24 protein-coding genes and 1 tRNA gene are annotated in these 25,175 nt (G+C 63.2%); 10 read left to right on the top strand and 15 right to left on the bottom strand.

The window, feature by feature from the left end:
* The first annotated feature begins 27 nt into the window (after positions 1–27).
* Positions 28–101, top strand: a tRNA-Gly gene (locus tag KVP70_RS23540).
* Positions 102–165: 64 nt separating this feature from the next.
* On the opposite strand, the gene KVP70_RS23545 is transcribed toward KVP70_RS23540, so the two are convergent.
* Complete coding sequence (locus KVP70_RS23545) at positions 166–765, bottom strand: tyrosine-type recombinase/integrase (protein ID WP_217944853.1); 600 nt, start codon at positions 763–765, stop codon at positions 166–168.
* Between the two features lie 300 nt (positions 766–1,065).
* Here KVP70_RS23545 and KVP70_RS23550 point away from each other — a divergent pair, with 300 nt between their 5' ends.
* Positions 1,066–1,524, top strand: a complete 459-nt coding sequence (locus tag KVP70_RS23550; RefSeq protein ID WP_217944855.1) for a hypothetical protein — start codon at positions 1,066–1,068, stop codon at positions 1,522–1,524.
* Between the two features lie 503 nt (positions 1,525–2,027).
* Here the strand turns inward: KVP70_RS23550 and KVP70_RS34890 are convergent.
* Positions 2,028–3,662: a methyl-accepting chemotaxis protein gene (locus tag KVP70_RS34890; RefSeq protein WP_217944857.1), complete on the bottom strand. Its 1,635-nt coding sequence runs from the start codon at positions 3,660–3,662 to the stop codon at positions 2,028–2,030.
* Between the two features lie 177 nt (positions 3,663–3,839).
* Positions 3,840–4,307, bottom strand: a complete 468-nt coding sequence (locus KVP70_RS23560) for a MarR family winged helix-turn-helix transcriptional regulator (protein WP_217944859.1) — start codon at positions 4,305–4,307, stop codon at positions 3,840–3,842.
* Between the two features lie 156 nt (positions 4,308–4,463).
* Between KVP70_RS23560 and KVP70_RS23565 the strand changes: the two genes are divergently transcribed.
* Together KVP70_RS23565 and KVP70_RS23570 are read left to right on the top strand one after the other, a co-directional pair.
* The gene (locus KVP70_RS23565) at positions 4,464–4,883 is read left to right on the top strand and encodes an organic hydroperoxide resistance protein (RefSeq protein ID WP_217944861.1); all 420 of its coding nucleotides are present in this window, start codon (positions 4,464–4,466) and stop codon (positions 4,881–4,883) included.
* Positions 4,880–5,884, top strand: coding sequence for an alpha/beta fold hydrolase (locus tag KVP70_RS23570; RefSeq protein ID WP_217944863.1), 1,005 nt, complete (start codon positions 4,880–4,882; stop codon positions 5,882–5,884). The genes KVP70_RS23565 and KVP70_RS23570 overlap by 4 nt, the downstream gene beginning before the upstream one ends.
* Positions 5,885–5,888: 4 nt before the next feature.
* On the opposite strand, the gene KVP70_RS23575 is transcribed toward KVP70_RS23570, so the two are convergent.
* Positions 5,889–7,460, bottom strand: a complete 1,572-nt coding sequence (locus KVP70_RS23575) for a tryptophan halogenase family protein (protein WP_217944865.1) — start codon at positions 7,458–7,460, stop codon at positions 5,889–5,891.
* A gap of 250 nt (positions 7,461–7,710) precedes the next feature.
* Here KVP70_RS23575 and KVP70_RS23580 point away from each other — a divergent pair, with 250 nt between their 5' ends.
* Positions 7,711–10,155: a TonB-dependent receptor gene (locus KVP70_RS23580; protein WP_217944867.1), complete on the top strand. Its 2,445-nt coding sequence runs from the start codon at positions 7,711–7,713 to the stop codon at positions 10,153–10,155.
* Positions 10,156–10,340: 185 nt separating this feature from the next.
* Here KVP70_RS23580 and KVP70_RS23585 read toward each other — a convergent pair whose 3' ends face one another.
* Complete coding sequence (locus tag KVP70_RS23585; protein WP_229225054.1) at positions 10,341–11,705, bottom strand: MFS transporter; 1,365 nt, start codon at positions 11,703–11,705, stop codon at positions 10,341–10,343.
* 103 nt (positions 11,706–11,808) lie between these two features.
* Positions 11,809–13,149, bottom strand: a complete 1,341-nt coding sequence (locus tag KVP70_RS23590; protein WP_217944869.1) for a GH1 family beta-glucosidase — start codon at positions 13,147–13,149, stop codon at positions 11,809–11,811.
* 217 nt (positions 13,150–13,366) lie between these two features.
* Between KVP70_RS23590 and trmB the strand changes: the two genes are divergently transcribed.
* Positions 13,367–14,047 carry a tRNA (guanosine(46)-N7)-methyltransferase TrmB gene (gene trmB / locus KVP70_RS23595; RefSeq protein ID WP_217945032.1) on the top strand — a complete coding sequence of 227 codons (681 nt, stop codon included), beginning with the start codon at positions 13,367–13,369 and terminating at the stop codon, positions 14,045–14,047.
* 94 nt (positions 14,048–14,141) lie between these two features.
* Here trmB and KVP70_RS23600 read toward each other — a convergent pair whose 3' ends face one another.
* The 4 genes from KVP70_RS23600 to KVP70_RS23615 are packed head-to-tail and all read right to left on the bottom strand — an operon-like array spanning position 14,142 to position 18,056.
* Positions 14,142–14,864, bottom strand: coding sequence for a transporter substrate-binding domain-containing protein (locus KVP70_RS23600; RefSeq protein WP_217944871.1), 723 nt, complete (start codon positions 14,862–14,864; stop codon positions 14,142–14,144).
* Positions 14,864–15,373, bottom strand: a complete 510-nt coding sequence (locus tag KVP70_RS23605; RefSeq protein ID WP_217944873.1) for a hypothetical protein — start codon at positions 15,371–15,373, stop codon at positions 14,864–14,866. The genes KVP70_RS23600 and KVP70_RS23605 overlap by 1 nt, the downstream gene beginning before the upstream one ends.
* Before the next feature lie 30 nt (positions 15,374–15,403).
* Positions 15,404–17,146 carry an amidohydrolase gene (locus KVP70_RS23610; RefSeq protein WP_217944875.1) on the bottom strand — a complete coding sequence of 581 codons (1,743 nt, stop codon included), beginning with the start codon at positions 17,144–17,146 and terminating at the stop codon, positions 15,404–15,406.
* A 13-nt stretch (positions 17,147–17,159) separates the two neighbouring features.
* Positions 17,160–18,056 carry a DMT family transporter gene (locus tag KVP70_RS23615; RefSeq protein ID WP_217944877.1) on the bottom strand — a complete coding sequence of 299 codons (897 nt, stop codon included), beginning with the start codon at positions 18,054–18,056 and terminating at the stop codon, positions 17,160–17,162.
* Positions 18,057–18,180: 124 nt separating this feature from the next.
* On the opposite strand from KVP70_RS23615, the gene KVP70_RS23620 reads away from it, so the two are divergent.
* Positions 18,181–19,107: an AraC family transcriptional regulator gene (locus KVP70_RS23620; RefSeq protein ID WP_217944879.1), complete on the top strand. Its 927-nt coding sequence runs from the start codon at positions 18,181–18,183 to the stop codon at positions 19,105–19,107.
* On the opposite strand, the gene KVP70_RS23625 is transcribed toward KVP70_RS23620, so the two are convergent.
* Positions 19,097–19,246, bottom strand: a complete 150-nt coding sequence (locus KVP70_RS23625; RefSeq protein ID WP_262311776.1) for a DUF1993 family protein — start codon at positions 19,244–19,246, stop codon at positions 19,097–19,099. The two genes, KVP70_RS23620 and KVP70_RS23625, sit on opposite strands and share 11 nt — an antisense overlap.
* An 89-nt stretch (positions 19,247–19,335) precedes the next feature.
* On the opposite strand from KVP70_RS23625, the gene KVP70_RS23630 reads away from it, so the two are divergent.
* Together KVP70_RS23630 and KVP70_RS23635 are read left to right on the top strand one after the other, a co-directional pair.
* Entirely contained in the window at positions 19,336–19,725 is a 390-nt protein-coding gene (locus KVP70_RS23630; protein WP_217944881.1) for a BPSL0067 family protein, read from the top strand.
* A gap of 2 nt (positions 19,726–19,727) precedes the next feature.
* Positions 19,728–20,171: an STY0301 family protein gene (locus KVP70_RS23635; protein ID WP_217944883.1), complete on the top strand. Its 444-nt coding sequence runs from the start codon at positions 19,728–19,730 to the stop codon at positions 20,169–20,171.
* Here the strand turns inward: KVP70_RS23635 and KVP70_RS23640 are convergent.
* Positions 20,155–20,679, bottom strand: coding sequence for a DUF1993 family protein (locus tag KVP70_RS23640; protein ID WP_217944885.1), 525 nt, complete (start codon positions 20,677–20,679; stop codon positions 20,155–20,157). The genes KVP70_RS23635 and KVP70_RS23640 overlap by 17 nt on opposite strands.
* Positions 20,680–20,692: 13 nt before the next feature.
* Positions 20,693–21,616 (bottom strand): LysR family transcriptional regulator, encoded by a 924-nt coding sequence (locus tag KVP70_RS23645; RefSeq protein ID WP_217944887.1) that lies wholly within the window; start codon positions 21,614–21,616, stop codon positions 20,693–20,695.
* A gap of 123 nt (positions 21,617–21,739) precedes the next feature.
* Here KVP70_RS23645 and KVP70_RS23650 point away from each other — a divergent pair, with 123 nt between their 5' ends.
* A complete protein-coding gene (locus KVP70_RS23650) occupies positions 21,740–22,387 on the top strand; it encodes an NADPH-dependent F420 reductase (protein WP_217944889.1) in 648 nt (215 codons plus the stop codon).
* 11 nt (positions 22,388–22,398) lie between these two features.
* Here KVP70_RS23650 and recQ read toward each other — a convergent pair whose 3' ends face one another.
* Both recQ and KVP70_RS23660 read right to left on the bottom strand, forming a co-directional pair.
* Positions 22,399–24,222, bottom strand: a complete 1,824-nt coding sequence (gene recQ / locus KVP70_RS23655) for a DNA helicase RecQ (protein ID WP_217944891.1) — start codon at positions 24,220–24,222, stop codon at positions 22,399–22,401.
* A gap of 40 nt (positions 24,223–24,262) precedes the next feature.
* Entirely contained in the window at positions 24,263–25,099 is an 837-nt protein-coding gene (locus KVP70_RS23660; RefSeq protein ID WP_217944893.1) for an undecaprenyl-diphosphate phosphatase, read from the bottom strand.
* Positions 25,100–25,175: the final 76 nt, after the last annotated feature.

Consider the following 25,175-nt stretch of genomic DNA (forward strand, 5'->3'; position numbering starts at 1 on the left):
CGCAAAGCCGCGTAGAATGCGTGGCACGCGGGTGTAGCTCAATGGTAGAGCAGAAGCTTCCCAAGCTTACGACGAGGGTTCGATTCCCTTCACCCGCTCCATAGGAGAAATCGACGGTTTTTGAACTGCGGTTTCCTCCCCAAAAATGAAGTTCCTCCCCAAAAGTCATTTTGTAGAGTCTACGATCTTGCCTCTACGCAAATAATGGCGCTGTGTCGTTTTCACGTTTCCGTGTCCCAGTAAGTCGCTGGCGGCCTGGTCGCCGCGCTGTTCGCCGGTGTCGGCTGCCGCCTTGGCGCGCAGATCGTAGAAGTGGAAGGCCACAATTGCGTCTGCCATTTCGGGGTGGGCCGCCGCTGCCTTTTTTCTCGCCTCGTCAAAATGATTCCGCAGCACGGCGGGCGTCAGACGCTTGCTGTTGGTGTTGGTAAGCAGGCCAGCAGTAACGATCTTGTGAGTTGCCTTGCGTGCGCGGATGCGCGCCATCAGCTCGGCCAGCTTGCCCGCAATACTGATGCGTAATGGTCGCTTCGTTTTTGCTTGCGTGACGATCAGGCAGCCATCAATGATGTCGTGTTCGGACATACGCAACGCGTCCGCCGGTCGCTGGCCGGTAGCCTTCGACGCTCGCAAGAAGAAGACCTGTTGAGGATTGAAGAAAAAAGAAAGTTGGAGAGAATCGACTCGCCGAATTAGTGTTGCAAATAACGGAAATTCTGAGGGGATGTTGCGCCCTGTTCGATTGTGTCCCCAGGCTGATCGCATAGTCGCTGGCCGGCACGACCGGCCAAAACGCTCCTACATGCGCTCATGACGCAGGGGGGGCCGTCCTTCGGCGGCATCCTGACATCCGTCAGGACTTGAGCCGCCCCCATTTGCTGTAATTGAGCTTTGGCAAAGTGGGCAGGCCCATCAAAGCAGCCGCTAGCTTTTATCCAAGCCAGCCGCCAATTCTCACGCCTTCAATCGTAAGCAAACATCATCTGCATCGAAATTTTGTCGTGACATCGCCGCGAGGACAGTTACTGCGTAGAATTAATGCCTTGCAGATAACTAGGTTTGAATATGGCACTGACGACTGTAGGAAAGCGAGTCCTGGGGGAGTATGTGGCGCGAGTCCAGCTGAGCGGAAAATTGGAAAAACTGACGATTAATGGTGCCGTCAAACTCACGCCGGTACAACAAGCTGACTTGCAGCTCCTGCTTATCGGGCTATGGAAACGGCCGGACTATATCTGTCCGCCATTGCTGCCGCTCAAGCCGGACCACGGCTATAACAGCCGTGTAATGAAGGATGGTTTCTCAGGGCAGCAGTATGTGGACTGGCTGGAGGCCGGATGCTCTGATGCAGCGGTAGCTGGCGCCGATGCTGACGGGTACCGCATCCACCTGGGATTTGGTCCCATGGGCGACTATCCGAATATCACCTATACCCTAGTTGTGCCAATTCATTCGGACTCACACGGGTGTGTACACGTGGACGATGTCATTCCGAAGGGTTTGCCAGCTGGGGCACAGAAGTAACTGTAGGGAGAGAAGCGGTGAGGAGCAGAAAAGCTCCGCGTAAACGAAAAACAGCCCCCGTGGCTTATCCTAAAGACTGTCAACGGCTTGCCGCGTAGCTGATTGACACTGAACGATAGGGGCTGTAGGACTGCCTAAGCAATATACCCACGGATCACGTGTTTGTCAAATTTAGGTAAATGCAGGTAAGTTGAAATCAGCCATAAATAATATTATTAAAGCAATGTTATGCTGCTCCCCAAAGAGGAATCCCCCCCGCCTAAATGCTGGCGATTTTTCAGGTGAAATAGTTGCCTTTGGGGATGGTGAACGGCCTTGCAACCCGCGTGGCTGTTGACTTCTTCGGACAGCTTCCCAAGCATACGACGAGGGTTCGATTCCCGTCACCCGCTCCACTGCCGCCTTGGCGCGGACATCTTGATTCCTTCAAACTCGCTCGCCCTTTGCGGCCGCCCGAACGATAACGGGCCGGCCGCAGGGCCTGCGCAGCTATGCAATGCTCATCAAGCCAGCGCCAGTTGCGGCGCCCGGTCGGCGCGGCGGGCAGGGGCTGCGCCCGACTTGGCGACCAGGCGCGGCGCTGAACGCTCGCCCTCCAGCTGGAACACGCTGACCAGCTGGGCCAGCGAGCCGGCCTGGCTTTGCAGCGACTCGGCCGCCGCGGCGGCTTCCTCCACCAGTGCGGCGTTTTGCTGGGTCACGGTGTCCATCTCGGTAATGGCCTGGTTGATCTGTTCGATGCCGGTGTCTTGCTCCTGGGTGGCGGAGGCGATGTTGGCCATGATGTCGGTCACGCGTTTGACGCTGACGACGATCTCATCCATTGTGGCGCCGGCCTGGTTCACCAGCTGGCTGCCCATGCCCACTTTGTCGACCGAATCGTTGATCAAGGTCTTGATTTCCTTGGCGGCCGAGGCCGAACGATGGGCCAGGTTGCGCACTTCGCTCGCCACCACCGCGAAGCCGCGGCCCTGCTCGCCGGCGCGCGCCGCCTCGACCGCCGCGTTCAGCGCCAGGATGTTGGTCTGGAAGGCGATGCCGTCGATCACGCCGATGATGTCGACGATCTTCCGGGCCGAGGCGTGGATGGCGCCCATGGTGTCGATCACCTGGGCCACCACCACCCCGCCTTTGACGGCCACGTCCGACGCGGACACCGCCAACTGGTTGGCGTGGCGGGCGTTGTGGCCGTTCTCGCGGACGGTGGCGGTGATTTCCTCCATCGACGACGCGGTCTCCTCCAGCGAACCGGCCTGCTGCTCGGTGCGCGAGGACAGGTCCTGGTTGCCGCTGGCGATCTGGCTTGAGGCGGTGGCGATGGTCTCGGTGCCGGCGCGCACCTGGCCGACGATGTGCTTGAGGCTGTCGTTCATTTCCTTCAAGGCCAGCAGCAATTGGCCGGCTTCATCCTTGGAACAGGGGCCGAAGTGGGTGCTCAGGTCGCCGGCGGCGACGGTTTGCGCGATGCGCAGCGCCTGGCGCAGGGGCTGGACGATCGAGCGGGTGAGCAGGTAGCCGGTGGCCGTGGCCAGCAGCGTCGCCGCCACGGCGAACACGCTCATCAGCAAGCTGGCGCCGCTCGACAGCGCGCTGGCCTCGGCGGCGAATTGTTCCATGCCCTCGACCTGGGTGCTCGAGAGCGCTTCGATCGCATGCAGATAGGCGTTTTGAGGGGGAATGATTTCCTTGATCAGGTAGTCGCGGGCGGCGTCGTTCTGTTTGGTTTTGATCAGCTCGAGCATATGGTGCTCATGGTCTTTGAACGTGGCGCGCGCGGTCAGCAGCGCTTGCAGGGCGGCCTTGCCCTGCTCGGTATGGACGATGGCCTGCAGCTTGTCGAGCGCCGCCGCGATGACCGGCGCCGAGGCGCTGATCTTATCCAGCTCGCCGCCAGTGATGTTCTCGTCGTTGGCGATCAGCGCCGTGCGCAGCGAGCGGGTCTGCCGATTGACCTCGTTCTCGATGGTTTGCGCGAGCGCGATCTTGGCATAGCGGTCGTGGACGATGATGTCGGTGTTGGCGTTGATGGTGTGGATGCTGCGGACGCCGACGATGGCCAGCGCGATCAGCAGCGCGATCACGACGGCAAAGCCGAACGTCAGCCGGGTACCAATCTTGAGGTTGTTAAACGAATTCATCTTGTTCTCCGTGGACTATAGTTGTTGATGCAAGAGGCATCGTTGTGTCATCTATGGTTTGCCGGCGGAGCTCGGGCCGGTAGGCGGGGCGGGGCAGAGCTGAGCCCCGGGGAAGAGGGGGCGGGTGAGGTGGTATTGCCAGTTTAAAATGAATATTTCTCGTCAGCAAGCGGAATTCTATCGAAATCCCACCGTTGTTGTTTTTGTCGCTTTGATCAGACTGTCGCGCAGCGTGGCGACGGCCTGTTGCACGTTGGCGAACTCATCGGGCGTCAGGCCGCAGGCCTCCACCAGGTTCATCTCCAGCCCTCGCTCGCGCAACGCGCGGCCGGCGTCGGTCAGGCTGACCAGCACCTGGCGCTCGTCGCCCGGATCGCGCGCGCGGCGCAGATATCCCATCGCTTCGAGCTTCTTCAGGATCGGCGTCAGCGTGTTCGATTCCAGGAACAGCTTCTCGCCCAGACTGGTCACGGTCTGGCCGTCCTGCTCCCACAGCGCGATGATCGCGATGTATTGCGTGTAGGTCAGGCCGAGCTCGTCCAGGATGGGGCGGTAGGCGCGGCCAAACGCCAGGTTGGCGGAGTAGATCGAAAAGCACAGGAAGTCGGCCAGCTTGCGGGCCTGGGCGGGGGTGTTGGCGGTCATGGCGACTCCTTGTTGATCTCGGTGCGATGATTATACATCGCATGCGATTCGATCGGAACTGCTTGACTTTGATTTTGCTTGGGATATTATTCGTCTCATCCGATTACATCGGATGCGATGTAAATGCGTCAGCCACCAACTTTGAGGAAATCCAGCATGACCAAGATCGAACAAGTGCTCTACACCGGCAAGACCCACACCACCGGCGGCCGCGACGGCAGCGTGCGCAGCAGCGATGGCCGCCTCGACCTCAAGCTATCCTCGCCCGGCAGCAACGGCCAGGGCAGCAATCCCGAGCAGCTGTTCGCGGCCGGCTGGTCGGCCTGCTTCATCGGCTCGATGGGCCTGGCCGCGCGGGCGATGAAAGTGCAGCTGCCGCCGGACCTGGCGGTGGACGCCGAAGTCGACCTGGGCACCACCGGCGACGACTACCTGCTGCAAGCACGCCTGAACGTCAGCCTGCCGGGCCTGGAGCGCGAACTGGCCCAGGCGCTGGTCAACGCCGCCGACAAGATCTGCCCGTACTCCAAGCTGGCGCTGGGCAAGATCCACGTCGAGCTGGCGCTGGTGGCATGAACACCGGGCGCCGCACCCTGCTGACCGGCGCGCTGGCCGCCGTCGGCCTGGCCGCCGCCGAGTTGCCGTTCGCCGCGCCGGCACGCGCCGCCGACGGCGCGCAGCCGCTGGCGCCGATCAGGCAAATCCGCGCCGGCGAGCTCGATGTCGGTTACTACGAAGCCGGTCCGGCCGACGGCAAGCCGGTGCTGCTGCTGCACGGCTGGCCATACGATATACACAGTTACGCCGAGGTGGCGCCGCTGCTGGCGGCGCGGGGCTACCGGGTGATCGTGCCGCACCTGCGCGGCCACGGCAGCACGCGCTTCCTGTCGGACGCCAGCTTCCGCAACGGCCAGCAGGCGGCGGTGGCGCTGGACATCATCGCGCTGATGGACGCGCTGCAGATCGAGCAGGCGATCCTGGCCGGCTACGACTGGGGCGCGCGCACGGCCAACATCATCGCGGCCTTGTGGCCGCAGCGCTGCAAGGCGATGGTGTCGGTGAACGGCTATCTGATCAACAACCGCGAGCGCAACCAGCTGCCCCTGGCGCCGCAGGCGGAACACGGCTGGTGGTATCAGTTCTACTTCGCCACCGAGCGTGGCAAGGCGGGTTACCAGGCCAACCGCCGCGAGTTCGCCAGGCTGATATGGCGGGCCAACTCGCCGCAGTGGCGCTTCGACCAGGCCACCTTCGAGCGCAGCGCGGCATCGTTCGACAACCCGGACTACATCGCCATCGTGATCCACAACTACCGCTGGCGCTTGAGTGTGGAGCAGGGCGATCCGAAGTACGACGCGCTGGAACGGCGACTGGCGGTCGGCCCGGCGATCGCCGTGCCGACCATCACGCTCGACGGCGACAGCGACGGCGTGGCGCCGGCCACCGATGGACTGGGCTACGCGGCCCGCTTTACCGGCAAGCGCACGCACCGCGTCATCAAGGGCGTGGGCCACAACCTGCCGCAGGAAGCACCGCAAGCGTTCACCCAGGCCGTGATCGACGTCGACGCCTACTAGCGCGTCAGGCGGACTTGCGTTCGCCGCGCTGCAGGAAGTGCTCGACCAGCGCGCGGTGCGTGGGCAGGTCGGCCAGCGCGCGGTGCGACATCTGCTCGATCATCTGGAACTCCTTGCGCGCCTCGTCGACGCGCGGCAGCGTGCGCGCGTTGGCGTATTGCGCGGTCGGATACTCCATCCCGTACAGCACATACTGCCAGCTGGACGGCGGATACATCTCCAGGTCCACCACGAAGTCCATGCGGTGCGGCGCGCGTGTGCGCCACATGGACAGCTTGTCGCGCAGCGATTCGGGAATGCTGGCCGGATCGGTGTTGTCGGTCCAGAAGGCGTTGTCCTTGCGCTGCGTGAGGCAGTAGTGCAGCTTGACGAAATCGACGATGCGCTCGTAGCGCGCCTTCATCATCTCGTTGTATACCTTGGCCACCGGCGCCAGGTCGCCGTTGTGCGGGAACAGGTAGCTGACCAGGTAGGCCGCCGTTTCGATCAGGCCGATGCCGGACGATTCCAGCGGCTCCAGGAAGCCGCCCGACAAGCCGACCGCCACGCAGTTCTTCACCCAGTGCTGCTCGCGGTAGCCCACGTTGAGCTTGAGCTGGCGCGGATTGAGGCCGTCGCTGGCGGGGCCGATGTACTGGCGCAGCACTTGCTCGGCGCGGGTGTCGTCGGTATGGCGGCTGGAGTAGACGTAGCCGATGCCGCGCCGCTGGTGCAGGCCGATGTCCCAGGTCCATCCCGCCTCGTGCGCGGTGGCGATGGTGTAGGACGGGATGGGGGTGTCGGCCGTCTCGTAGGGCACCTGCATCGCCAGCGCGCGGTCGACGAACAGCGTGTCGTTGATGTTGCGGAAGGGCGTGCCCAGCGCGTCGCCGATCAGCGCGGCGCGGAAGCCGGTGCAGTCGATGTACAGGTCGGCCGTCAGCACGCCGGCCTCCCTGGTGTGCACCGCGCCGATCGCGCCCTGCTGGTCCAGCTCCACCCGCTCCACCGTGGCCAGCACGTGGCGCACGCCCAGCGATTGCGCGTGGGTGCTGAGCAGGGCGGCGAATTTGCCGGCGTCGAAATGGTAGGCGTAGTTCAGCGGTCCCATGAAGTCGGCGTCGTTGTAGCGCTTGGGGCCGTGCGCGGCGTCGGCCACCCGCTTCTGCATGGTGGCGGCGGCGGCGAAGCCCACGCCCGGCGCGGCCGCGCCTTGCAGCCAGTAGGGCAGTAGCTCCGGGCCGCCGGGCCGCTGGCTGGGCAGGCTGAATGGATGGAAGTAGTGGTCGTTGCCCGGCGCGCCGGGCGGGCGCACCCAGTCGGTGAACTTGATGCCCTGCTTGAAAGTGGCGTGGCATTCGCGGATGAAGCGCGCTTCATCGATGCCGATGGCGGCAAGCGTGCCGCGGATCGACGGGAAAGTGCCTTCGCCAACGCCGATGATGCCGATTTCCTTCGATTCCACCAGCGTGATGCGCACGCTATTGTCGTCCGCGCCGGCGCCCAGGGTGCGGGCCAGGAAGGCCGCCGTCAGCCAGCCGGCGGTGCCGCCGCCGACTATCAGGACGCTTTTGACAGGTGTTGGCATCGATTTCATTTTATTTTGGTCTCCATCGGTAGAGTGTACAGTCTCTCGAAACGCCGTCTCGCATGTCAAGGAAACAACGCCGCTACAATTTTTAAATTGACATCCTTGATTTGAATTATGTACCATGAAATCGATTTCACAAATAACGAAAACGTTTTCAGTGAATTTGAAAACGATTTCAAACAACATGAAATCGATTTCCACGATGATAAATGTGGCACCGCCCCTTCCCCGGCGATCGCTACGCAAAAGGAGACTTATGAACGTCCACGTACCGCAGTCCGGGAAGCGCTTGCCGTCCCCGATCCAGTTGGCCATCCTCGCCCTGATGGCCGGCACCAGCGTCACCGCCTATGCGGCCACCCCGGCCGAAGCATCGGCCGCCGAGCAGTCCATCGCCGTCGCCACCGCCGCCGATAAAACCTCATCGACCATCACCGAGGTGTATGTCACCGCGACCAAGCGAACCACTTCGCTGCAAAAGACCCCGGTCGCGGTGACCGCGCTGAACGCGGCGGTGCTGGACGACAATCACGTGCAGACCTTGCAGGATGTGGTCAACCTGGTGCCAGGCTTCGCCGCCACCGGCCAAGGCGACCACGGCGTGATCACCATGACCCTGCGCGGCATCGGCAACGACAGCGCCAAGACCGAATACGCCGATCCCGAAGTGGCCAGCTTCGTCGACGGCATCTACTCGCCGCGTCCGGAAGGCGCGACCGCGCTGCTGTTCGACCTGGACGCGATCGAAGTGCTGCGCGGCCCGCAAGGCACGCTGTGGGGCCGCAACTCGACGGTCGGCGCAGTCAATATGCAGACCGTGAAGCCGGAGATCGGCAGCAGCGCCGGCAACTTCGAAGCGGGCTACGGCAGCTACGCCCGTGTGGGCGCGCGCGGCGCGGTCAACATCCCGATCAACGACACCATGGCGATGCGCGTGGCGGTGGTGCACGAGCAGCACAACGGCTACGTCAGCTACCAGGATGCGCCGAACCTGTCGCTCGCCGCGCAGCACGCGGCGGCCGATCCGGTGATCGCCACATGGAACAAGGCGCATCCGGGCAACCCGATCGCCTTCCAGCCGATCAACACCAACCTGTACGTCAACAACAACCAGAAATACAGCGCGCAGGACCAGAGCGCAGCGCGCCTGAGCTTCCTGTGGCTGCCGATGCCGGGCCTGAAGTGGAACGTCGCGTATGAGCACTATATGGACCGCGGCACGCCGAGCATGAACCTGATGCAGACGCCGCGTGCGGGCCAGGATTTCTGGTCGGCGCTGATCGACGTCGCGCCTAGCGTCAACCGCGATTCGCATTCGGTGCGCAGCCGCGTCGACTACGAGATCAACAAGGACATCAGCCTGGCCTACATCGCTGGCTACTCGCGCTTCAATGGCTCGTCGACCTTCGACCAGGATGGCGGTGCCAATATTCCGACCAGCTTCACCAGCGGCGGCAGCTACCAGGCCAACAACACCGTCTGGTCCAAGTACAAGAATTACAGCCACGAGCTGGAAATCCAGTCGACTGGCAAGCGCGATGTGGACTGGCTGCTTGGCCTGTACTACGCCAATGAGGACAACGGCATCCGCTTCGACATCCCGATCATGAACGGTACCCAGCAGGGCACCGTGGGCTGGCAGGGTTCCTTCATCCAGCCCAAGGAAACCGTGGAATCGAAGTCCGTCTTCGGCCAGGCCACCTGGAACGCCAACGATGCCTTGCATGTCACCGGCGGCCTGCGCTACACCTCGGACGAGCGCAAGAACATCGGCGGCACCAACAACGGCTGGAGCAATTCGGATGCGCCGCAGATTCCTGTGAGCCCTTCGATGAATCCACTGGGTGGCGGCACCGGCTTCTCGACCTATCAGCACAATGACGGCGTGTTCAACGACCACAAGCTCACTGGCCTGGTACGCGTGAGCTACGAGATCGACAAGAGCAACATGGTCTACGCCAGCGTATCGACCGGCTACAAGTCCGGCGGTCTGCAGGATGGCGGCGTGCCATATGGTTCCGAGACGCTGACCAACTACGAAGTCGGCTCGAAGAGCACCTTCCTGGGCGGCACGGTGCGGATGAATAATTCGGCCTACTACGAGAAGTTCAAGGGCTTCCAGTTCAGCGCACCGATCACCAATCCAGATGGCACGCGCGGCCTGGCGACCAGCAATGCGGAAGGCGCCAAGGTCTGGGGCCTGGAGACGGAGATCGCCGCCAAGATCACACCTTTGGACCGCGTGCAGTTCACCGCCGCCTACACCAACGCCACGTTGAAGCACCTGGTCGGCGGCAGTAACGACTACGTGCTGCCGGCGTGTTCGGTGCCGGGCATCAGCACCTGCCTGGACGTCACCGGCAACACCATGCCGCACTCGCCGAAGTTCAGCGCGCAGATGATGTACCAGCACAGCTTCGCGCTGGCCAACGGCACGCTGATTCCCCGCATCAGCGCGCACTACGAGACGGCCAGCTGGTTGAGCGTGTTCAATCTGGGTGAGCCGGACAAGCAGAAGTCTTATACCCGTACCGACCTTGGCCTGCGTTTCGACGCCGATACCAAGTGGTACTTCGACGCTTACATCCGCAACGCGGAAGACGCGAAGATCAAGACCAGCGCGATGAACGCCAACGGCCCGTGGCAAGCGCAGTACCTGCCGCCGCGCACCTTCGGCATCAACGTCGGCAAGTCGTTCTAAGCAAAGAGTTTTTCATGTAGTCCCAGTGTTGTTGTAGTGGTCTTCCAGCCCCTCTTCCTGAAAAGGCCGAGGGGTTTTTTTTGTCCGGGCTCATGCTGTAATGGGGGGGGCTGACTCCGGGTTGAGGCAACAAAAAGGGCCGGCGCTTTTCAGGCGCCGGCCCTTTTGCTTACCGCCTTGCGGGTTTAGTCTTTATGATGGAACGGTGCGTACCAGGTGACGATGAACGATGGGATCGTGGCGGCCATCACCAGCCAGAAGTAGTGCACATAACCCAGGGACTGCTGCAAGTGGCCGCTGACGATGCCGGTGACCATCATGCACAGGCCCATCAGGCCGGTGCCGAAGGCGTAGTGCGTGGTCGTGTATTTGCCCGGCGCCAGCTGCTGCATCAGGTAGATCATGAAGCCCACCGAACCGAAACCAAAGAAGAACTTCTCGATCGCCACGCCGGCGCTGATGATCAGCAGGTCGTGCGGCTGGTAGATGCTCATCAACAGGAAGGTGACGTTGGGGATGTTGACCGCGCAGCACAGTACGAACAAGGTCGCCGGCAGCCCACGCCGCGCGACGAAGATCCCGCCCAGCAGGGAACCTAGCAGCACCGCGATCAGGCCATAGGTGCCGTAGATCAGTCCCAGCATCTCGTTCGACAATCCCAGCCCGCCTTGCGCCACCGGGTCGACCATGAAGAAGGGTCCGATTTTTTCCAGCAGCCCGATACTGAGCCGGAACAGGAACGCAAACGACACCATCAGCCACACGTCGCGCTTCTGGAAGAAGGTGACGAAGGAATCCTTGAGGATGAAGGCCGCTTCGGCCACCGACTTCGGCGCGTTCTCCGCCTTGGCGCCGTCCGGCATCACGCGCATGTGCCACAGCGCCGCGACGATGGTGATGGCCGCGACGATGAAGAAGATGATGCGCCACGATTCGATCCACTCCGGCCCGAACACGCCGGCCTGGTGATGGAAGTAGTGCGTGTGCAGCCAGCCGCTCAGATACACCATGCCGCCCGAGGCGACGATGGGACCGATGTTCCAGCTCAGGCTCTGGATGCCGCAGAACAGCGACTGCGTCTTGGCGTCCAGCGAGGTGACGTACACGCCGTCGGACGCGATGTCCTGCGTGGCGCCGACCAGCGACAGCACGCCGAACATGAACACCATCACCACCATGTAGTCCGGCAGCGACATCGCCAGCGCCACGCCGGCGAAACCCAAGCCGATGATCAGCTGCGCGCACAGCACGAAGAACTTCTTGGTGCGGTACATTTCAACGAAGGGCGCGAACAGCGGCTTGATGGTGTAGGCCAGGATCAGGTAGCTGGCGTACTGCGCGGCCTGGCCGTTGTCCATGCCCAGGTTCTTGAACATGATGGAGGTGACGCTGGTGAGCATCATGTAGGTCAGCGCCATCGCGAAATAGCCGCTGGGGACCCACAGCATCGGCGTGCCGGGCGCGAACATGGCGCGCAGTAGCGATGGCGGTTGGTTGCTGGCGGCGGAGGCCTGCGGCTCTGGTGGCACGGCGGATGGTGCGGTTTGCATGATGTCGTCCTCGTTATTCTCGTTGGAGTGTAAAGCATCAGGCTCTGTGGCCTGTAGAAAGGAAAAAGCCGGCATCTGCGCCGGCGGGGTTGATACGCTTGCTCTAGGCCGCGTGCGCGGTGCGTTGCGGCCTTTGTTTCAGCAGGTAGTCGCGGTACCAGTGCGCGCTGTGCTTCAAGGTTCGCTTCTGCGTCGCATAGTCGACGTGGACGATGCCGAAGCGCTTCGCGTAGCCCGAGTTCCACTCGAAGTTATCGAGCAGGCTCCAAAGGAAGTAGCCCTGGATGTCCACGCCCTGCAGGCGGGCGTCGTTCAGCGCCTTCAGGTGGCGCAGCACGAAATCGATGCGCGCCTCGTCCGGGATCTCGCCGTCGACGATCACGTCCGGGTTGGCCATGCCGTTCTCGGTGATGTAGATCGGCGGCAGGTCGTATTCCGCCTTCAGTTTCAGCAGCAGCTCGGTCAGGCCGTCGGGGAAGATCTCCCAGCCCATGTCGGTGATGCCCAGCTTCGCTTCCGGCTGGCGCGGCGGCGTCTCAGCCGAGCAGTAGGCGCGGAAGTAGTAGTTCACGCCGAGGAAGTCGATCTTGTGCTGGATGTCCTTGAAGTCGTTCTCGTGGATCTCCGGCGCGTTGTCGCCGTGGCCTTGCAGCGCCAGTTCCGGATATTTGCCCTTGAAGATGGGGTCCATGAACCACTGCACCGAACGGGCGTATTCGAATTCCGCCAGCGCCTTGTCGGCCGCGCTGTCGGTGGCCGCGTCGGCGGTCCACTGATTGAGCACGATGCCCAGCTTGGCCGGACTGCCGACCGCGCGCATGGCCTGCATCGCCAGCCCGTGCGACAGCAGCAGGTGGTGCGATACCTGGATCGATTGCTTCAAGTCCGCCACGCCGGGCGCGAACTGCGCGTTGCCGTAGCCCAGATTGGCCGTGCACCATGGCTCGTTGTGTGTTGCAATCGTTTTCAAGCGCGAGCCAAAACGACGCGCCACTTCGCCGGCATAGTCGGCAAAGCGGTGGGCGGTGTCGCGATTGAGCCAGCCGCCGTCGTCCTGCAGGCCTTGCGGCAGGTCCCAGTGGTAGAGGGTGGCGTGGGCTTCGATGCCCTTGGCCTCCAATTCGGACAGCAGGCGGTCGTAGAAGGCGAAACCGGCTTCGTTCCAGGCGCCTTTGCCCGTTGGCTGCACGCGCGACCAGGCCATCGAGAAGCGGTAGGCGTCCACGCCCATGCCGGACATGATGGCCACGTCTTCCGGATAGCGGTGGTAGTGGTCGCAGGCGACGTCGCCGTTGCTGCCGTCGATGACTTTGCCGGGCGTGTGGCTGAAGGTGTCCCAGATCGACGGGCCTTTGCCGTCGGCGGACGCGCCGCCCTCAATCTGGAAGGCGCTGGTGGCGACGCCCCAGGTGAATGAGGGAGGGAATTGAGTGAAATCGGTCATGGATGGTCGTTTTGAGGATTAACAGGGTGCGAAACAGGGCATTTTGACGTTTGAAAACGATTTCACGCCTCCTGGCTCGATTAGACCTCAAGTCAAACGGGGTGTCAATCTTTTGCTGAAATGGGTTTTGGGCGACTGATATAATGCTGCCTCATTCTTCATCGACTCACTTCATCCCATGTCTTCCGATACCCCTAAAGACGGCCCAGCGCGGCCGATGCTCTACGACCCGACCGAACACCGCATCCGCAGCTTCGTCACGCGTGCGGGCCGCCTGTCGACCGCGCAGGCGCGCGCGCTGGAGGAATTGAGCCCGAAGTACATGATCGAATACGCCAAGACGCCGCTCGATTATGAGCAGGTCTTTGGCCGCAAGGCGCCGGTGGTGCTGGAGATCGGTTTCGGCATGGGCGGCACCACGGCACACATCGCCGGCGTGATGCCGGAAAAGGACTTCATCGGCGTGGAAGTGCATACGCCCGGCGTGGGCAGCCTGCTCAAGCTGATCGAAGAACAGGGCCTGACCAACCTGAAGGCGATCCAGCACGATGCGGTGGAAGTGCTGAACCAGATGATCCCGGACGGCTCGCTGCACGGCGTGCATATCTACTTCCCGGACCCGTGGCACAAGGCGCGCCACAACAAGCGCCGCCTGATCCAGTCGCCGTTCGTCAAGCTGCTGGTGCAGAAGCTGGCCGTGGGCGGCTATCTGCATTGCGCCACCGACTGGGAAGACTACGCGGTGCAGATGCTGGAAGTGCTGGGCGCGGAAGAGGGCTTGCAGAACACCGCCGACGGCTACGCGCCGCAGCCGGCTTATCGTCCGCTGACCAAGTTTGAAAACCGCGGCCTGAAACTGGGCCACGGCGTGTGGGACCTGGTCTTCACCAGGAAATAAGCTGCACCCCGCACGGCCAAGCGGGGTCAGACCCCGCGGGGTCTGACCCCTACGCGGCGCAGCTGGCGTATCGCTTCAATCACGCGGGGTTCAATTATTTGTGCAGCCGGACGATGGCGCCGTTCAAGCGCTTGAACGTCTCGTCCGGCACCGACTTGCTGCACCACAGGCGACGCGCGTAGCCTTTGTACAGGTCGGAGAAGTAGATGCGCTTGTAGTGCGAGGCCGGATAGCCCGAGGCCTTGATCGCTTCGTCCAACTCCTCCTCCGTGATGAAGAAGTAGTCGATGCTGTGCCGGCGCAGCATGTCCAGCAGCTGCTGCGTGTCCGCACTGCTTGGGATGGTCGGCGTCTTGTAGCGCAGCAGGCCGCGGTCGATCACCACGCCGTAGGACACTCCCCGGTTCACCACCACGCGCAGCTGCTTGTCGGCCAGCGTATCCTTCAGCGGTTCCTCGTCATGCATGGCGGGATTGCCGCTCCAGGTCAGCGCGAACGGGCGCTTGTCCTCATACACCACTTCCGAGAATTTTCCGACGCGTTCGCGCTCCGGCGTTTGCAACCAGCCCAGCATGCAGGCGGGTTCCTGCTCGGCCGCCTGCATCAGCACCAGCTGCTGCTTGGCCGGCGTCTGGCGCACGACAAACGGGATGCCGGCTGCGGTGAGCGCGGCGATGGCGGGTGCTGCGGCGTGACCCGTCAGCACGCCGCGCGAGTCGGCATATTGCAGCGGTGGGCTTTGCGTGTAATGAATCAACAGCGGCTGGGCCGAGGCGGCGCCCGCCGCCATCAGCAGGGACAGGGCAAACACCTTCATCACTTTTCCAGCTGCTCGATATCCAGCACCACGACATAGGCCAGGTGGCCGCTCTGCCACACGCCGCCACCGCGCACCTGGGCGTCGCAGCTGGTGACCTGGCCTTCGATTTCCTTGTGCTTCAGCAGCGCGCGGAAGGTCAGCGAAGCCTTGGGCGACAGGTAGCCCGTCATGCGGCCGTTGAGGAAGACTGCGACGGCCGCGCTCTCGTAGGGATTGACATCGTCCGGCACCAGCGTCGCCAGGTAGGGCGTCGCGGCGGCCTGGTCGCCATGGTCGCCGGCCAGCGCCTTGAGCGTGGCCTGGTAGCGCGATTCGTTGACCACTTCGACCAGGAAGCGGCCGTCGTCGGACCAGTGCAGCGCGGGAGCGACGTCGGGCAGCTTCGGTTCATACGGCGTGGCGGGGCGCTCCGGCAGCGGCATCGGCTTGGCCGGATTGGTCTTGATGATCGCGTAGACCACCAGGCCGGTGACGGCGATGATCAGCAGGGAGATGGCGAGTTCCATGGCATGCCTGTTTATCTAAAGGCCGACATCTTAACGCATGCCCTCGGCCTGATACACAATTTTGCCGCCCACCATAGTCTGCAGCACCTTGATGTTGGCGATGTCCTCGGCCGGAATGGTGAAGAAATTCCGGTCCAAAACGATCATGTCGGCCAGCTTGCCCGGTTCCAGCGATCCGGTCAGCGCTTCCTGGCGCAGCGTGTAGGCGGCGTTGAGCGTGATGGCGCGCAGCACGGCGGCGCGCGGCATGCCGGGCTGGGGACCCAGCGTGCCGGCGTATTGCTTGCCGGCGTCCGGCGCGGCGGTGCGGGTCACGCCGACTTTCAGTGCGAACCATTCGTCGAGCGGATCGACCGGCCAGTCGCTGCCATAGGCGATGCGCGCACCGGCGTTCAGCAGCAGCGCCTGCGGTTCGACGATGGCGTAGCGCTGTGGGCCCATGTAGTCCTTCAGCGCGCCCACGGTGTCGGGCGCCGGTTTCCCCCATTGGAAGGACAGCACCGGCGTCACATCGAGTTTGGCGAAGCGCGGATAGTCGGCCGGGGCGACGATTTCGTCGTGCGCCAGCGCGGGGCGGATGTCCTTGCCGGCGGGCGTGGAGCGCAGGTATTCGATGGCGTCCAGCGATTCACGCACGGCGCGGTCGCCGTCGACGTGGATGTGCGGATCGATGCGGGCCTTGGCCAGTTCCGTCAACGTGGTCCTCAACGCTTCGGGCGAGAAGTAGCTGGCCGGGCCGGTGCCCTGGTTGACCAGGTAGGGCTCCAGCATGGCGCCGGTGAAGGCCGGTGCTGAGATCACGCCGTCCATGAACAATTTGGCGTGGCGCACCTGCATCGACGGTTTGACGGTGGTCGGCCCCTGGTCGAACTGCTTCTGTTGCTTGAGCAGTTCGGCCACCGCGCTTTGTGGCGTGGCGCCTTTATCCAGGTCGATCAGCACCGCGAAGTGGGCGCGCGCCGTCAGCTTGCCCTGCTGGTGCAGGTCGGCGAAGGCGGTCATGGTTTCGGGATCGGTGTAGGCGTCGAGGAAGCTGGTGATGCCCTGCTTGCGCATCGCCGCCAGTGCGGCCTTGGAGGCGGCCAGGTTCTCGGCCACCGTCAGCGGTGGCAGCAGGTTCATCGCCATGTCCTGCGCGGCGTCTTCCAGCAGGCCGGTGGCGTCGCCCTTGGCGTCGCGGGTGATCTTGCCGCCAGCGGGATCGGGCGTGTCGCGCTTGATGCCGGCCAGTTGCACGCCTTTTGAATTGAGCAGCGCCGAATGGCCGAAGGAAGAGCGCACGATGACGGGGCGTTCGGTCTTCAGCGCGTCGAGCGTGGCGGCGTTGGTTTCCACGCCGTCCGGCAACATCCCTTGCTGGAACCAGTTGACCACCACCAGCCAGCGGCTGGCGTCGGACTTCTTGTCCTTGTCCAGGCAGGCCTGGATGCGCGACTGGAATTGGGCCACCGTCAGCGCCGCGTAATCAAGGCTGCAATTGAGCAGGCGGCTGCCGCCCGATTGCGGGTGCATATGACCGTCGACCAGGCCGGGCATCAGCATGCGGCCGTGCAGGTCGATGACCTTGGTCTTCTTGCCGGTCAGCGGCTTGGCGCCGGCGTTGTCGCCGACGTAGACGATGCGGCCGGCGCGCACGGCCAGCGCCTGCTGCACGCTGTCCCTGGCGTCCACGGTGTAGATGTAGCCGTTGCGGTAGATTGTGTCGGCCGGCGCTTCGGCGCCTTGTGCGGACGCCGCCAATGCCAGTGTCAGTGCAGCGACGTATCTCTTCATGCGTTTCCCTGTTTTATGCGGCTCCCATCGCTTTGGTGCGCGGGGCCAGCGGCAGGAACGCCAGCAGATTCCCCGCCAGTACCAGCGCCAGCCCGGCCAGGGCCGTCGGCGTCCAGTGGTAGCCTTCGTAGATCGTTGAAATGGTCAGTGCCACGATGGGGAATAATACCGTGGAATAGGCCGCGCGGTCCGGTCCTATGCGGCCGACCAGCAACAGATAGGCGGTGAAACCGATCACCGAACCGGGTATCGCCAGATACAGCAGCGCGCCGACGTAGCGCGTACTCGGCTCCAGCGCGAACGGCATGCCCAGCGCCAGCGCCGCCACGCCCAGCGTGGTGGAGCCGATCAGCATGGCCCAGGTGTTGGTCAGCCACGGCGTCAGGCCCAGCGACTGCATGCGGCTCGACAGCAGGTTCCCGCAGGAGAAGCACAGCGTGCCGCCCAGGGTCAGCGCGAGGCCCATCATCACCTTGCTGTCGTTCCAGTGGCCGGCCATCTGCGGCGAGAACAGCAGCACGATGCCGGTCAGCCCGAGCAGGGCGCCCATCATCACCTGGCGGCGTATCGGCCGGCCGAGGAAGATGCGGCCGTTGATGGCGTTCCAGATCGGCGCGGTGGAAAACACCACGGCTTCCAGGCCGCTGGTGATCCACTGGCTGGCGTAGTAGAAGCACAGGAAATTCAGGCAAAACAGCGCCAGGCCCTGGGCGAACAGGTAGCGCCACGCCTGGCGCGGCGGCCACCACGGCTTGCGCGTGACGAGCAAGAATCCCATCAGGACGGCGGCGGCCAGCCAGAAGCGGTAGGCGATCGACACCGGCGCCGGCACCACGCCAAGCTGGAAGGTGATGGCGATCCATGTGGTCCCCCAGATCAGGACGGTGAGCAGGTAAAGGAAGATATTCATGCCGCCAGCATGCCGGGTGCGCGCGGGCGGCGCTTGTCTGAAATTGCGCAAATCGGCCGGCCGCCGGCGGGGAGGGCGCGCTCCGTGCTAGACTTTCAGTCAACTCTTACTGAATGTCCGCGCCGTGCCAGCCCGCCCTTCCAACGCCACCGATGCCTCCCCCGCCCGCCCGCCGGACGGGCTGATCTCGCACGCGGTGTTCCGCACCATGTCCGAAACGGACGCGGAGCTGGAGCGTTTCGCCTGGCTGGGCGACGAGCTGGCGGTGGCCATCTGGCGCCGCGACACCGAGGTGGCCGAGACCAGCTACAGCAAGCCTGGCCACCACACGCTGTCCTACTACATGGGCGGCGGCTATCGCACCGAGCGCGACGAGCTGCCCGGCCTGTATGGTGCGCCAGAGCGTCTGTGCACGCTGCCGGACTGGCACGAATCCAGCTGGACGGTGCGCGGGCCGCTGCGCTTCCTGCACGTCTACTTCCTGCCCGAGCACTTCACGCGGCGCGCCGTGGTGGAGCTGGACCGCGAGCCGCGCGAGATCACGCTGGCCGACCGCACCTATTTTGAAGATGAACGCATCGGCCGCCTGTGTGCGGACTTGGCGGGCATGTCGTGGGAAGGCGCGGACGGTCAACTGCGCGCCAACGAGACGGCGCACGAAACCCTGAGCCACCTGCTGCTGTCGCAATCGATGCCGCAGCACCAGCAGCGTGTGCGCGGCGGCCTGGCGCCAGTGGTGCGGCGCCGTCTGGCCGACTACATCGAAGCGAACCTGGCGCAGAATATCTCGCTGGGCATGCTGGCGCAGCTGGCGTGCATGTCGGAGTACCACCTGGCGCGGATGTTCCGGATCTCGTTCGGCATGCCGCCGTCGGCGTGGATCGCGGCGCGCCGCGTGGAGCATGCGCGCCAGCTGCTGAAGACCACCGAGCAGCCCTTGCAGCAGATCGCCGACGCCTGCGGCTACGCGGACCTGAGCCACTTCAGCCACCGCTTCCGCGACAGCGTCGGCGCGCCGCCCAGCCGCTACCGCAGCATCGTTAGGTCGTAGGCTTTTCGAACGAGAAGCCAGGCGCGTACAGGTGATAGCCGTCGAAGTCCTGCTTGCCGATGGCCGCGCCATGGCTGCGTGCGATCGTGTAGACCATGCTGAAGTGGAAGTGGCCGTGCGACCAGCGTATCGGTGCCACTGGATTCTATCTTTTTTAGCCCAAGTCAAAGCTAAGACTGTACCTCTGCGAGATAGTGTGCATTCGCCTTCTCACCACAGGATACTGCCATGTCATACGTCTATTCTAAAGTCGATGATCTCAACGGAGAGGATAAAGTTGGTACTCACCAGTGTGTCGCGCTGGTGCAGAAATATACGAACGCCGGCCCTACCAGTGGCTGGCGGCAGGGAGAAGCCGTGCTGGGTAATCAGCTGATTAGGAAAGGTACCGCTATCGCCACCTTCGTCAATGGCCGATATCCCAATCACCGGCATGGGAACCACGCCGCGTTATTTTTGCGTCAGGCGCCCAATGGTATTTACGTGATGGATCAATGGGTGGGCGGAAAACGAAAACATATAGAAGAGCACTTTTTGCCATCGCGCGGAAAGAACAAAGATGGTACGTTTAAAAATCCAAGTAACAATGCCGATGCCTATTTTGTGATCGAGTATTGACCATGAAAAGAACCGTGGCGATCGCGTTTGGCATGGCTTTCGCGTTTGATGGATGGGCTGTGGAGAGGCCTGTTCAGCAGATTGAATGTCCGGCGGCGCTTCCTGTTTCCGCTATTCAGTCCGTAGCCCCGCCTGAGGGATGGAAAGCACGGCCGACCGCCCCATTCTTGCTCAGCTCTGCAGGATTCAATGGCGGGCCGCCTGAAATGATAGCGGACTTGGTGCCGTACTCGGTTGTGGAGAAGCGCGCTCAGCAGATGGTCGAAACGTGGAAATTTGATCCTGACAGCTTTCCTGATGGTTTATGGCTAGCGTGTGGCTACGGCGGGGCAGGTGGAGAAATTACTTTGTCGAGGCAAATTGACAGTACTTTCTCCGTCTGCGTGGTGAAAAGCAGCCCAGGGAAAAAAGCCGGCTCGCGTCAAGTCGTCATCTCCTGCCGTTAATTATTCCATCCGTAGGTTTTTCGAACGAGAACCCCGGAGCGTACAGGTGGTAGCCGTCGAAATCCTGCTTGCCGATGGCCGCGCCGTGGCTGCGTGCGATGGCATAGGCCATGCTGAGGTGGAAGTAAAAATTCGGCAGGATGTACAGGTTCAGATATTCGTCGCCGGGCAGCGCGATGTCGGCGAAGCCGGCGCGGTCATGGCACAGGCGTTGTGCCGCGCCGTCGAAGCGCTGCGCATCAATCGCGGCGATGTAGGCGATGGTGTCGGCGATCTGCTTGGCCAGCGCTGCCAGGGACAGCTCCGCGCCTTCGAAACTCACCGGCGCCAGGCCCGCCAGCGGACAGCAGCCGCGCAGCGCGAAGTTGCAGCTGGCCCGCACCTGCGACGCAAACGGCAGCATTTCCGCATGCAGCCGCGCCGTGAGGATCTCCGGGTGTGGCGCCACTTTATCGACCATGCCGGCCAGCTGGCGGAGATAGCGGGTGAAAATAATTGGTGTGTGCATAGTCAAAACGAGGTTATTTGGCGGAGAGGATTTGCGGTAGATTCTGCACCCGAAACGCCTCGACAACAAAATCGATAAACACGCGCGTCTTCGCCGGCAGCAGTTTCTGGCTGGTGAAATACAGGGAGATCGCCCCGACGTCGCCGTACCAGTTTGGCAGCAGGCGCACCAGCGCACCGCTTTCCAGATGCGGCGCTGCGTGCGGCACCGGTATCAAGCCGACTCCAAGGCCCAGCACCACGGCGCGGCTGAGTGCATCCGGATCGTTGACCAGCATGATGGCCTGCTGCTTGGCCGTGACCTCGGCGCCGGCGTGATTGCGCATGACCTGCGTCCGCTGACGGCCAGTCACCGGAGAACGTATCACCACACTGGGGAACTCGGCAAGTCCAGAGGGGTCTTTGGGACGACGCTTGCCCTCCAATAGCGCCGGCGCCGCCACCGCGATCAAATGGATGCGCGCCAGTTCGCGCGCCACCATACCTGGCGGCAGCTCAAAGCCGGCGCCGATCGCCGCATCAAAGCCGCCCGCGATCAGGTCCAACGGACGGCTATCGAACACCCAGTCGGGTATCACGCCCGGATACCGTTCGAGGAACGCCGGCATCAGCGGCAACAGATAGTCCATGCCGAAGCCCGGCGCCGCGCTCAGCTTCAGCACGCCGGCCGGTTGCCCGGCATTGACCTTGATGTCGGCGATCGCTCCCTGAATGCTGTCGAGGCCGCCCTGTACCGATTGCTGAAAGCGTTCACCCGCTTCGCTCAGCGTCAGGCCACGCGTGCTGCGCATGAACAGCCGCACGCCGAGATTGCGCTCCAGTAGCGCGACGTTGCGGCTCACCGCCGCCGGCGTCAAGCCCAGCCGGCGGGCCGCTGCGGAAAAGCTCCCGCTCTCGGCGCTGCGCACGAAGGATTCCAGGTTGGCCAAGGTCTCCATGACTTTACCTTCAAGTGATGATTGAAACTGATTATAGCCGGTTGCTACTAACGCTGGAAGCTGGCTGGCCCTAGAATTCAACTCAGCAAACAGTTTATCCACTTAATCTCTAAAGGAAACATCATGACTATCGGCATCATTGGTTCGGGCGCCCTCGGCTCCAACTTCGCTCGCATTCTGGCCAAACAAGGTATCCCGGCCACCATCTCCAACAGCCGTGGGCCTGCCTCGCTGGCCGACCTGGTCAAGGAGCTGGGACCGTCCATCAAGGCTGGCACGGTGGAAGAGGCGGCAAGCGCCGACATGGTGCTGGTGGCGGTGCGCTGGGTCGATGCGGAGAAAGTGCTGGGCAGCCTGCCGGCATGGAATGGCCGCATCGTGATCGACGGTACCAATCCGGTGGAGTTCTTCGACCCCGCGACGTCGCCGGATGCGAACGACGCCAGCAATCCGCTGGCGGCCTATGGGATCAAGGCGGTCGATCTGGGTGGAAAGCACTCGAGCCAGATCATCCAGCAATTGGTGCCTGGCGCACGCTTGGTCAAGGCGTTCAACCACAACGACGTCAACGTGTTGAAGGAGCCGGAAACGGCAGGCGGCAAGCGCGTGTTGTTCTACTCGGGCGACGATGCTGCCGCCAAGGCGCAAGTGCGCGCCATCATGGAAGCCGCCGGCTTCTTCCCGGTCGACCTGGGCACGCTGGACGTTGGCGGACCGTTGGCGTCGCTGCCTTTCGGCCCGCTGTCGACGCACAACTTGGTCCGTATCTGACCGCTTGCGGCCTAGTCCATCTCGCTGATCATGGCGACGATCTCGTCGCCGTAGGAAGCGAGCTTCTTCTCGCCGACACCCGATATGCCGCGCAGGTCCGACAGCGTGGTCGGACGCGCCTTGGCGATCTCGCGCAGGGTGGCGTCGTTGAAGATGATGTAGGCCGCCACGTCGTGCGCGCGCGCCGTCTCCACCCGCCACCAGCGCAGCTTGTCGAAGATGGCCTGCTCGCGCGGCGACAGGTCGCTCTCCACATAACCCTTGGAGGCGCGGCTCGCGCTCTTCTGCTTGACCGGCTTCTGGTACTGGCGCAGCTGCACCTTCTGCCCGCCCTTGAGCACCGGCCGCGCGGCGTCGGTCAGTTTCAAGGAGCTGTATTGCTCATGGTCGACCGTCACCAACCCGAGCGCGATCACCTGGCGCAGGATGGCGCGCCATTCCTGCTCGCTGCGGTCGGCGCCGATGCCGAACACCGACAGCGAATCGTGATGCCAGGTCTTGATGCGGTCCGTCTCGACGCCGCGCAGCACTTCGATCACGTGGCCGGCGGCGAAGCGCTGGTCGACCCGGTACACCGCCGACAGCAGCTTCTGCACCGGCACCGTGCCGTCGAACGACACCGGCGGGATCAGGCAGGTGTCGCAGTTGCCGCAAGGGCCGGAGGCTTCGCCGAAATAATCGAGCAGGCGCACGCGCCGGCAGCTCAGCGTTTCGCACAGGCCCAGCATCGCGTCGAGCTTGGTGCCCAGCACGCGCTTGAAGGTCTCGTCGGCCTCCGATTCGTCGATCATCCGGCGCTGCAGCACCACGTCCTGCAGGCCGTAGGCCATCCAGGCGCTGGACGGCTCGCCGTCGCGGCCGGCGCGGCCGGTCTCCTGGTAGTAGCCCTCGATACTCTTGGGCAGGTCCAGGTGGCAGACGAAGCGCACGTTGGGTTTGTCGATGCCCATGCCGAAGGCGATGGTGGCGCACATGACGATGTTCTCTTCGCGCAGGAACTTGGCCTGGTTGGCCGAGCGCTTGGCGTGGTCCATGCCGGCGTGGTAGGCCATGGCCCGCACGCCGTTCTCGTTGAGGAATTCGGCGGTTTCCTCGACCTTCTTGCGCGACAGGCAGTAGACGATGCCGCAGTCGCCGCCATGTTCGGTGGTGATGAAGTCCAGCAGCTGCTTGCGGCCGTTGGCCTTCTCGACGATCTGGTAGCGGATGTTGGGGCGGTCGAACGAGGACACGAACTGCATCGCGTCGCCCAGTTGCAGGCGGTGGACGATCTCGGCGCGGGTCTGCTGGTCGGCGGTGGCGGTGAGCGCGATGCGCGGCACGTTGGGGAACTGCTCGTGCAGCACCGACAGCTTGATGTACTCGGGCCGGAAGTCATGCCCCCATTGCGACACGCAGTGCGCCTCGTCGATGGCGAACAGCGCGATCTTCGACGCCTGGAACAGGTTCAGGCAGCGCTCCGTCATCAGCCGTTCGGGCGCCACGTAGACCAGATCGATCTCGCCGGTGCGCACCAGCCGCTCGATGCGGTTGGCTTCCTCGTAGGTCTGGGTGGAGTTGAGGAAGGCGGCGCGCACGCCCACTTCGGCCAGCGCGTCCACCTGGTCCTGCATCAGCGCGATCAGCGGCGAGATGACCACGCCGACGCCGTCGCGCACCAGCGCGGGGATCTGGTAGCACAGCGACTTGCCGCCGCCGGTGGGCATCAGGACCAGCGCGTCGCCGCCAGCGCTGACATGGCCGACGATCTCCGCCTGCTGTCCGCGGAAGACTGGGTAGCCAAACACGGTTTGCAGCAGATGAAGGGCGCGCTCGTTATTTTCCTGATGATCCATTTCTACTACTCGATTCCGACAACAAAATGACGACTAAGGTTTAATCGGCCCAGACGATGACGCCGGTGTAACCGGTGACCAGCACCATCAGGCCGAAGGCGATGCGGTACCACGCGAACGCGGTGAAGGTGTGCGAGCTGATATAGCGCAGCAGCCAGCGCACGCACAGGAAGGCCGAGACGAAGGCCGCCACGGTGCCGATCGAGAACAGCGGCAGGTCGGTGGCCGACAGCAGCGCGCGCTCCTTGTACAGCGAATACACGGTGGCGCCCAGCAAGGTGGGGATCGCCAGGAAGAACGAGAACTCGGTCGCCACCTTGCGCGACAGACCGAAGATCATGCTGCCCATGATGGTGGCGCCGGAGCGGCTGGTGCCCGGTATCAGCGCGAACGCCTGGGCGATGCCGATCTTGAGGGCGTCCATCGGCGTGATGTCGTCCACCGAATTGATGCGCGACATGGCCGGATTTGCCTTCTCGCGCTGTTCCACCCACAGGATGACGAAGCCGCCGACGATGAAGGCCAGCGCCACCGGCACCGGCGCGAACAGCTTGGCCTTGATGGCCTTGTTGAACAGCACGCCCAGCACGGCGGCCGGCAGGAAGGCGATCAGCACGTTGAGCGCGAAGCGCCGCTGTTTCGGGTCGCCCAGGCCGGTCAGCACGGCGGCGATGCGCGCGCGGTACTCCCAGCAGACGGCAAAGATCGCGCCCGCCTGGATGACGATCTCGAACACTTTCATTTTTTCTTCCATGCCCTGGAAGCCCAGCAGGTGTTCCGCCAGAATCAGATGGCCGGTCGACGAGATCGGCAGGAATTCCGTGAAACCTTCAACCAGGCCCATGATCAGGGCTTTGAGTGCGAGAACGATATCCATGAAGTAAGTTATAAGTTGGTGGGAAGGGAGGCTCTGTCACAGCGCCGGGGTCGAAGCTTACCATGTTCGCCGCCTG

Origin of the sequence: Duganella violaceipulchra (genome assembly GCF_019166075.1) — a bacterium.
Classification (GTDB): Bacteria; Pseudomonadota; Gammaproteobacteria; order Burkholderiales; family Burkholderiaceae_D; genus Rugamonas; species Rugamonas violaceipulchra.

What these genes read in the sequence shown, in the direction of transcription:
- KVP70_RS23545 (WP_217944853.1), bottom strand. Translation starts at nt 765, where the DNA reads ATGCGATCAGCCTGGGGACACAATCGAACAGGGCGCAACATCCCCTCA.
- KVP70_RS23550 (WP_217944855.1), top strand. Translation starts at nt 1,066, where the DNA reads ATGGCACTGACGACTGTAGGAAAGCGAGTCCTGGGGGAGTATGTGGCG.
- KVP70_RS34890 (WP_217944857.1), bottom strand. Translation starts at nt 3,662, where the DNA reads ATGAATTCGTTTAACAACCTCAAGATTGGTACCCGGCTGACGTTCGGC.
- KVP70_RS23560 (WP_217944859.1), bottom strand. Translation starts at nt 4,307, where the DNA reads ATGACCGCCAACACCCCCGCCCAGGCCCGCAAGCTGGCCGACTTCCTG.
- KVP70_RS23565 (WP_217944861.1), top strand. Translation starts at nt 4,464, where the DNA reads ATGACCAAGATCGAACAAGTGCTCTACACCGGCAAGACCCACACCACC.
- KVP70_RS23570 (WP_217944863.1), top strand. Translation starts at nt 4,880, where the DNA reads ATGAACACCGGGCGCCGCACCCTGCTGACCGGCGCGCTGGCCGCCGTC.
- KVP70_RS23575 (WP_217944865.1), bottom strand. Translation starts at nt 7,460, where the DNA reads ATGAAATCGATGCCAACACCTGTCAAAAGCGTCCTGATAGTCGGCGGC.
- KVP70_RS23580 (WP_217944867.1), top strand. Translation starts at nt 7,711, where the DNA reads ATGAACGTCCACGTACCGCAGTCCGGGAAGCGCTTGCCGTCCCCGATC.
- KVP70_RS23585 (WP_229225054.1), bottom strand. Translation starts at nt 11,705, where the DNA reads ATGCAAACCGCACCATCCGCCGTGCCACCAGAGCCGCAGGCCTCCGCC.
- KVP70_RS23590 (WP_217944869.1), bottom strand. Translation starts at nt 13,149, where the DNA reads ATGACCGATTTCACTCAATTCCCTCCCTCATTCACCTGGGGCGTCGCC.
- trmB (WP_217945032.1), top strand. Translation starts at nt 13,367, where the DNA reads ATGCTCTACGACCCGACCGAACACCGCATCCGCAGCTTCGTCACGCGT.
- KVP70_RS23600 (WP_217944871.1), bottom strand. Translation starts at nt 14,864, where the DNA reads ATGAAGGTGTTTGCCCTGTCCCTGCTGATGGCGGCGGGCGCCGCCTCG.
- KVP70_RS23605 (WP_217944873.1), bottom strand. Translation starts at nt 15,373, where the DNA reads ATGGAACTCGCCATCTCCCTGCTGATCATCGCCGTCACCGGCCTGGTG.
- KVP70_RS23610 (WP_217944875.1), bottom strand. Translation starts at nt 17,146, where the DNA reads ATGAAGAGATACGTCGCTGCACTGACACTGGCATTGGCGGCGTCCGCA.
- KVP70_RS23615 (WP_217944877.1), bottom strand. Translation starts at nt 18,056, where the DNA reads ATGAATATCTTCCTTTACCTGCTCACCGTCCTGATCTGGGGGACCACA.
- KVP70_RS23630 (WP_217944881.1), top strand. Translation starts at nt 19,336, where the DNA reads ATGTCATACGTCTATTCTAAAGTCGATGATCTCAACGGAGAGGATAAA.
- KVP70_RS23635 (WP_217944883.1), top strand. Translation starts at nt 19,728, where the DNA reads ATGAAAAGAACCGTGGCGATCGCGTTTGGCATGGCTTTCGCGTTTGAT.
- KVP70_RS23640 (WP_217944885.1), bottom strand. Translation starts at nt 20,679, where the DNA reads ATGCACACACCAATTATTTTCACCCGCTATCTCCGCCAGCTGGCCGGC.
- KVP70_RS23645 (WP_217944887.1), bottom strand. Translation starts at nt 21,616, where the DNA reads ATGGAGACCTTGGCCAACCTGGAATCCTTCGTGCGCAGCGCCGAGAGC.
- KVP70_RS23650 (WP_217944889.1), top strand. Translation starts at nt 21,740, where the DNA reads ATGACTATCGGCATCATTGGTTCGGGCGCCCTCGGCTCCAACTTCGCT.
- recQ (WP_217944891.1), bottom strand. Translation starts at nt 24,222, where the DNA reads ATGGATCATCAGGAAAATAACGAGCGCGCCCTTCATCTGCTGCAAACC.
- KVP70_RS23660 (WP_217944893.1), bottom strand. Translation starts at nt 25,099, where the DNA reads ATGGATATCGTTCTCGCACTCAAAGCCCTGATCATGGGCCTGGTTGAA.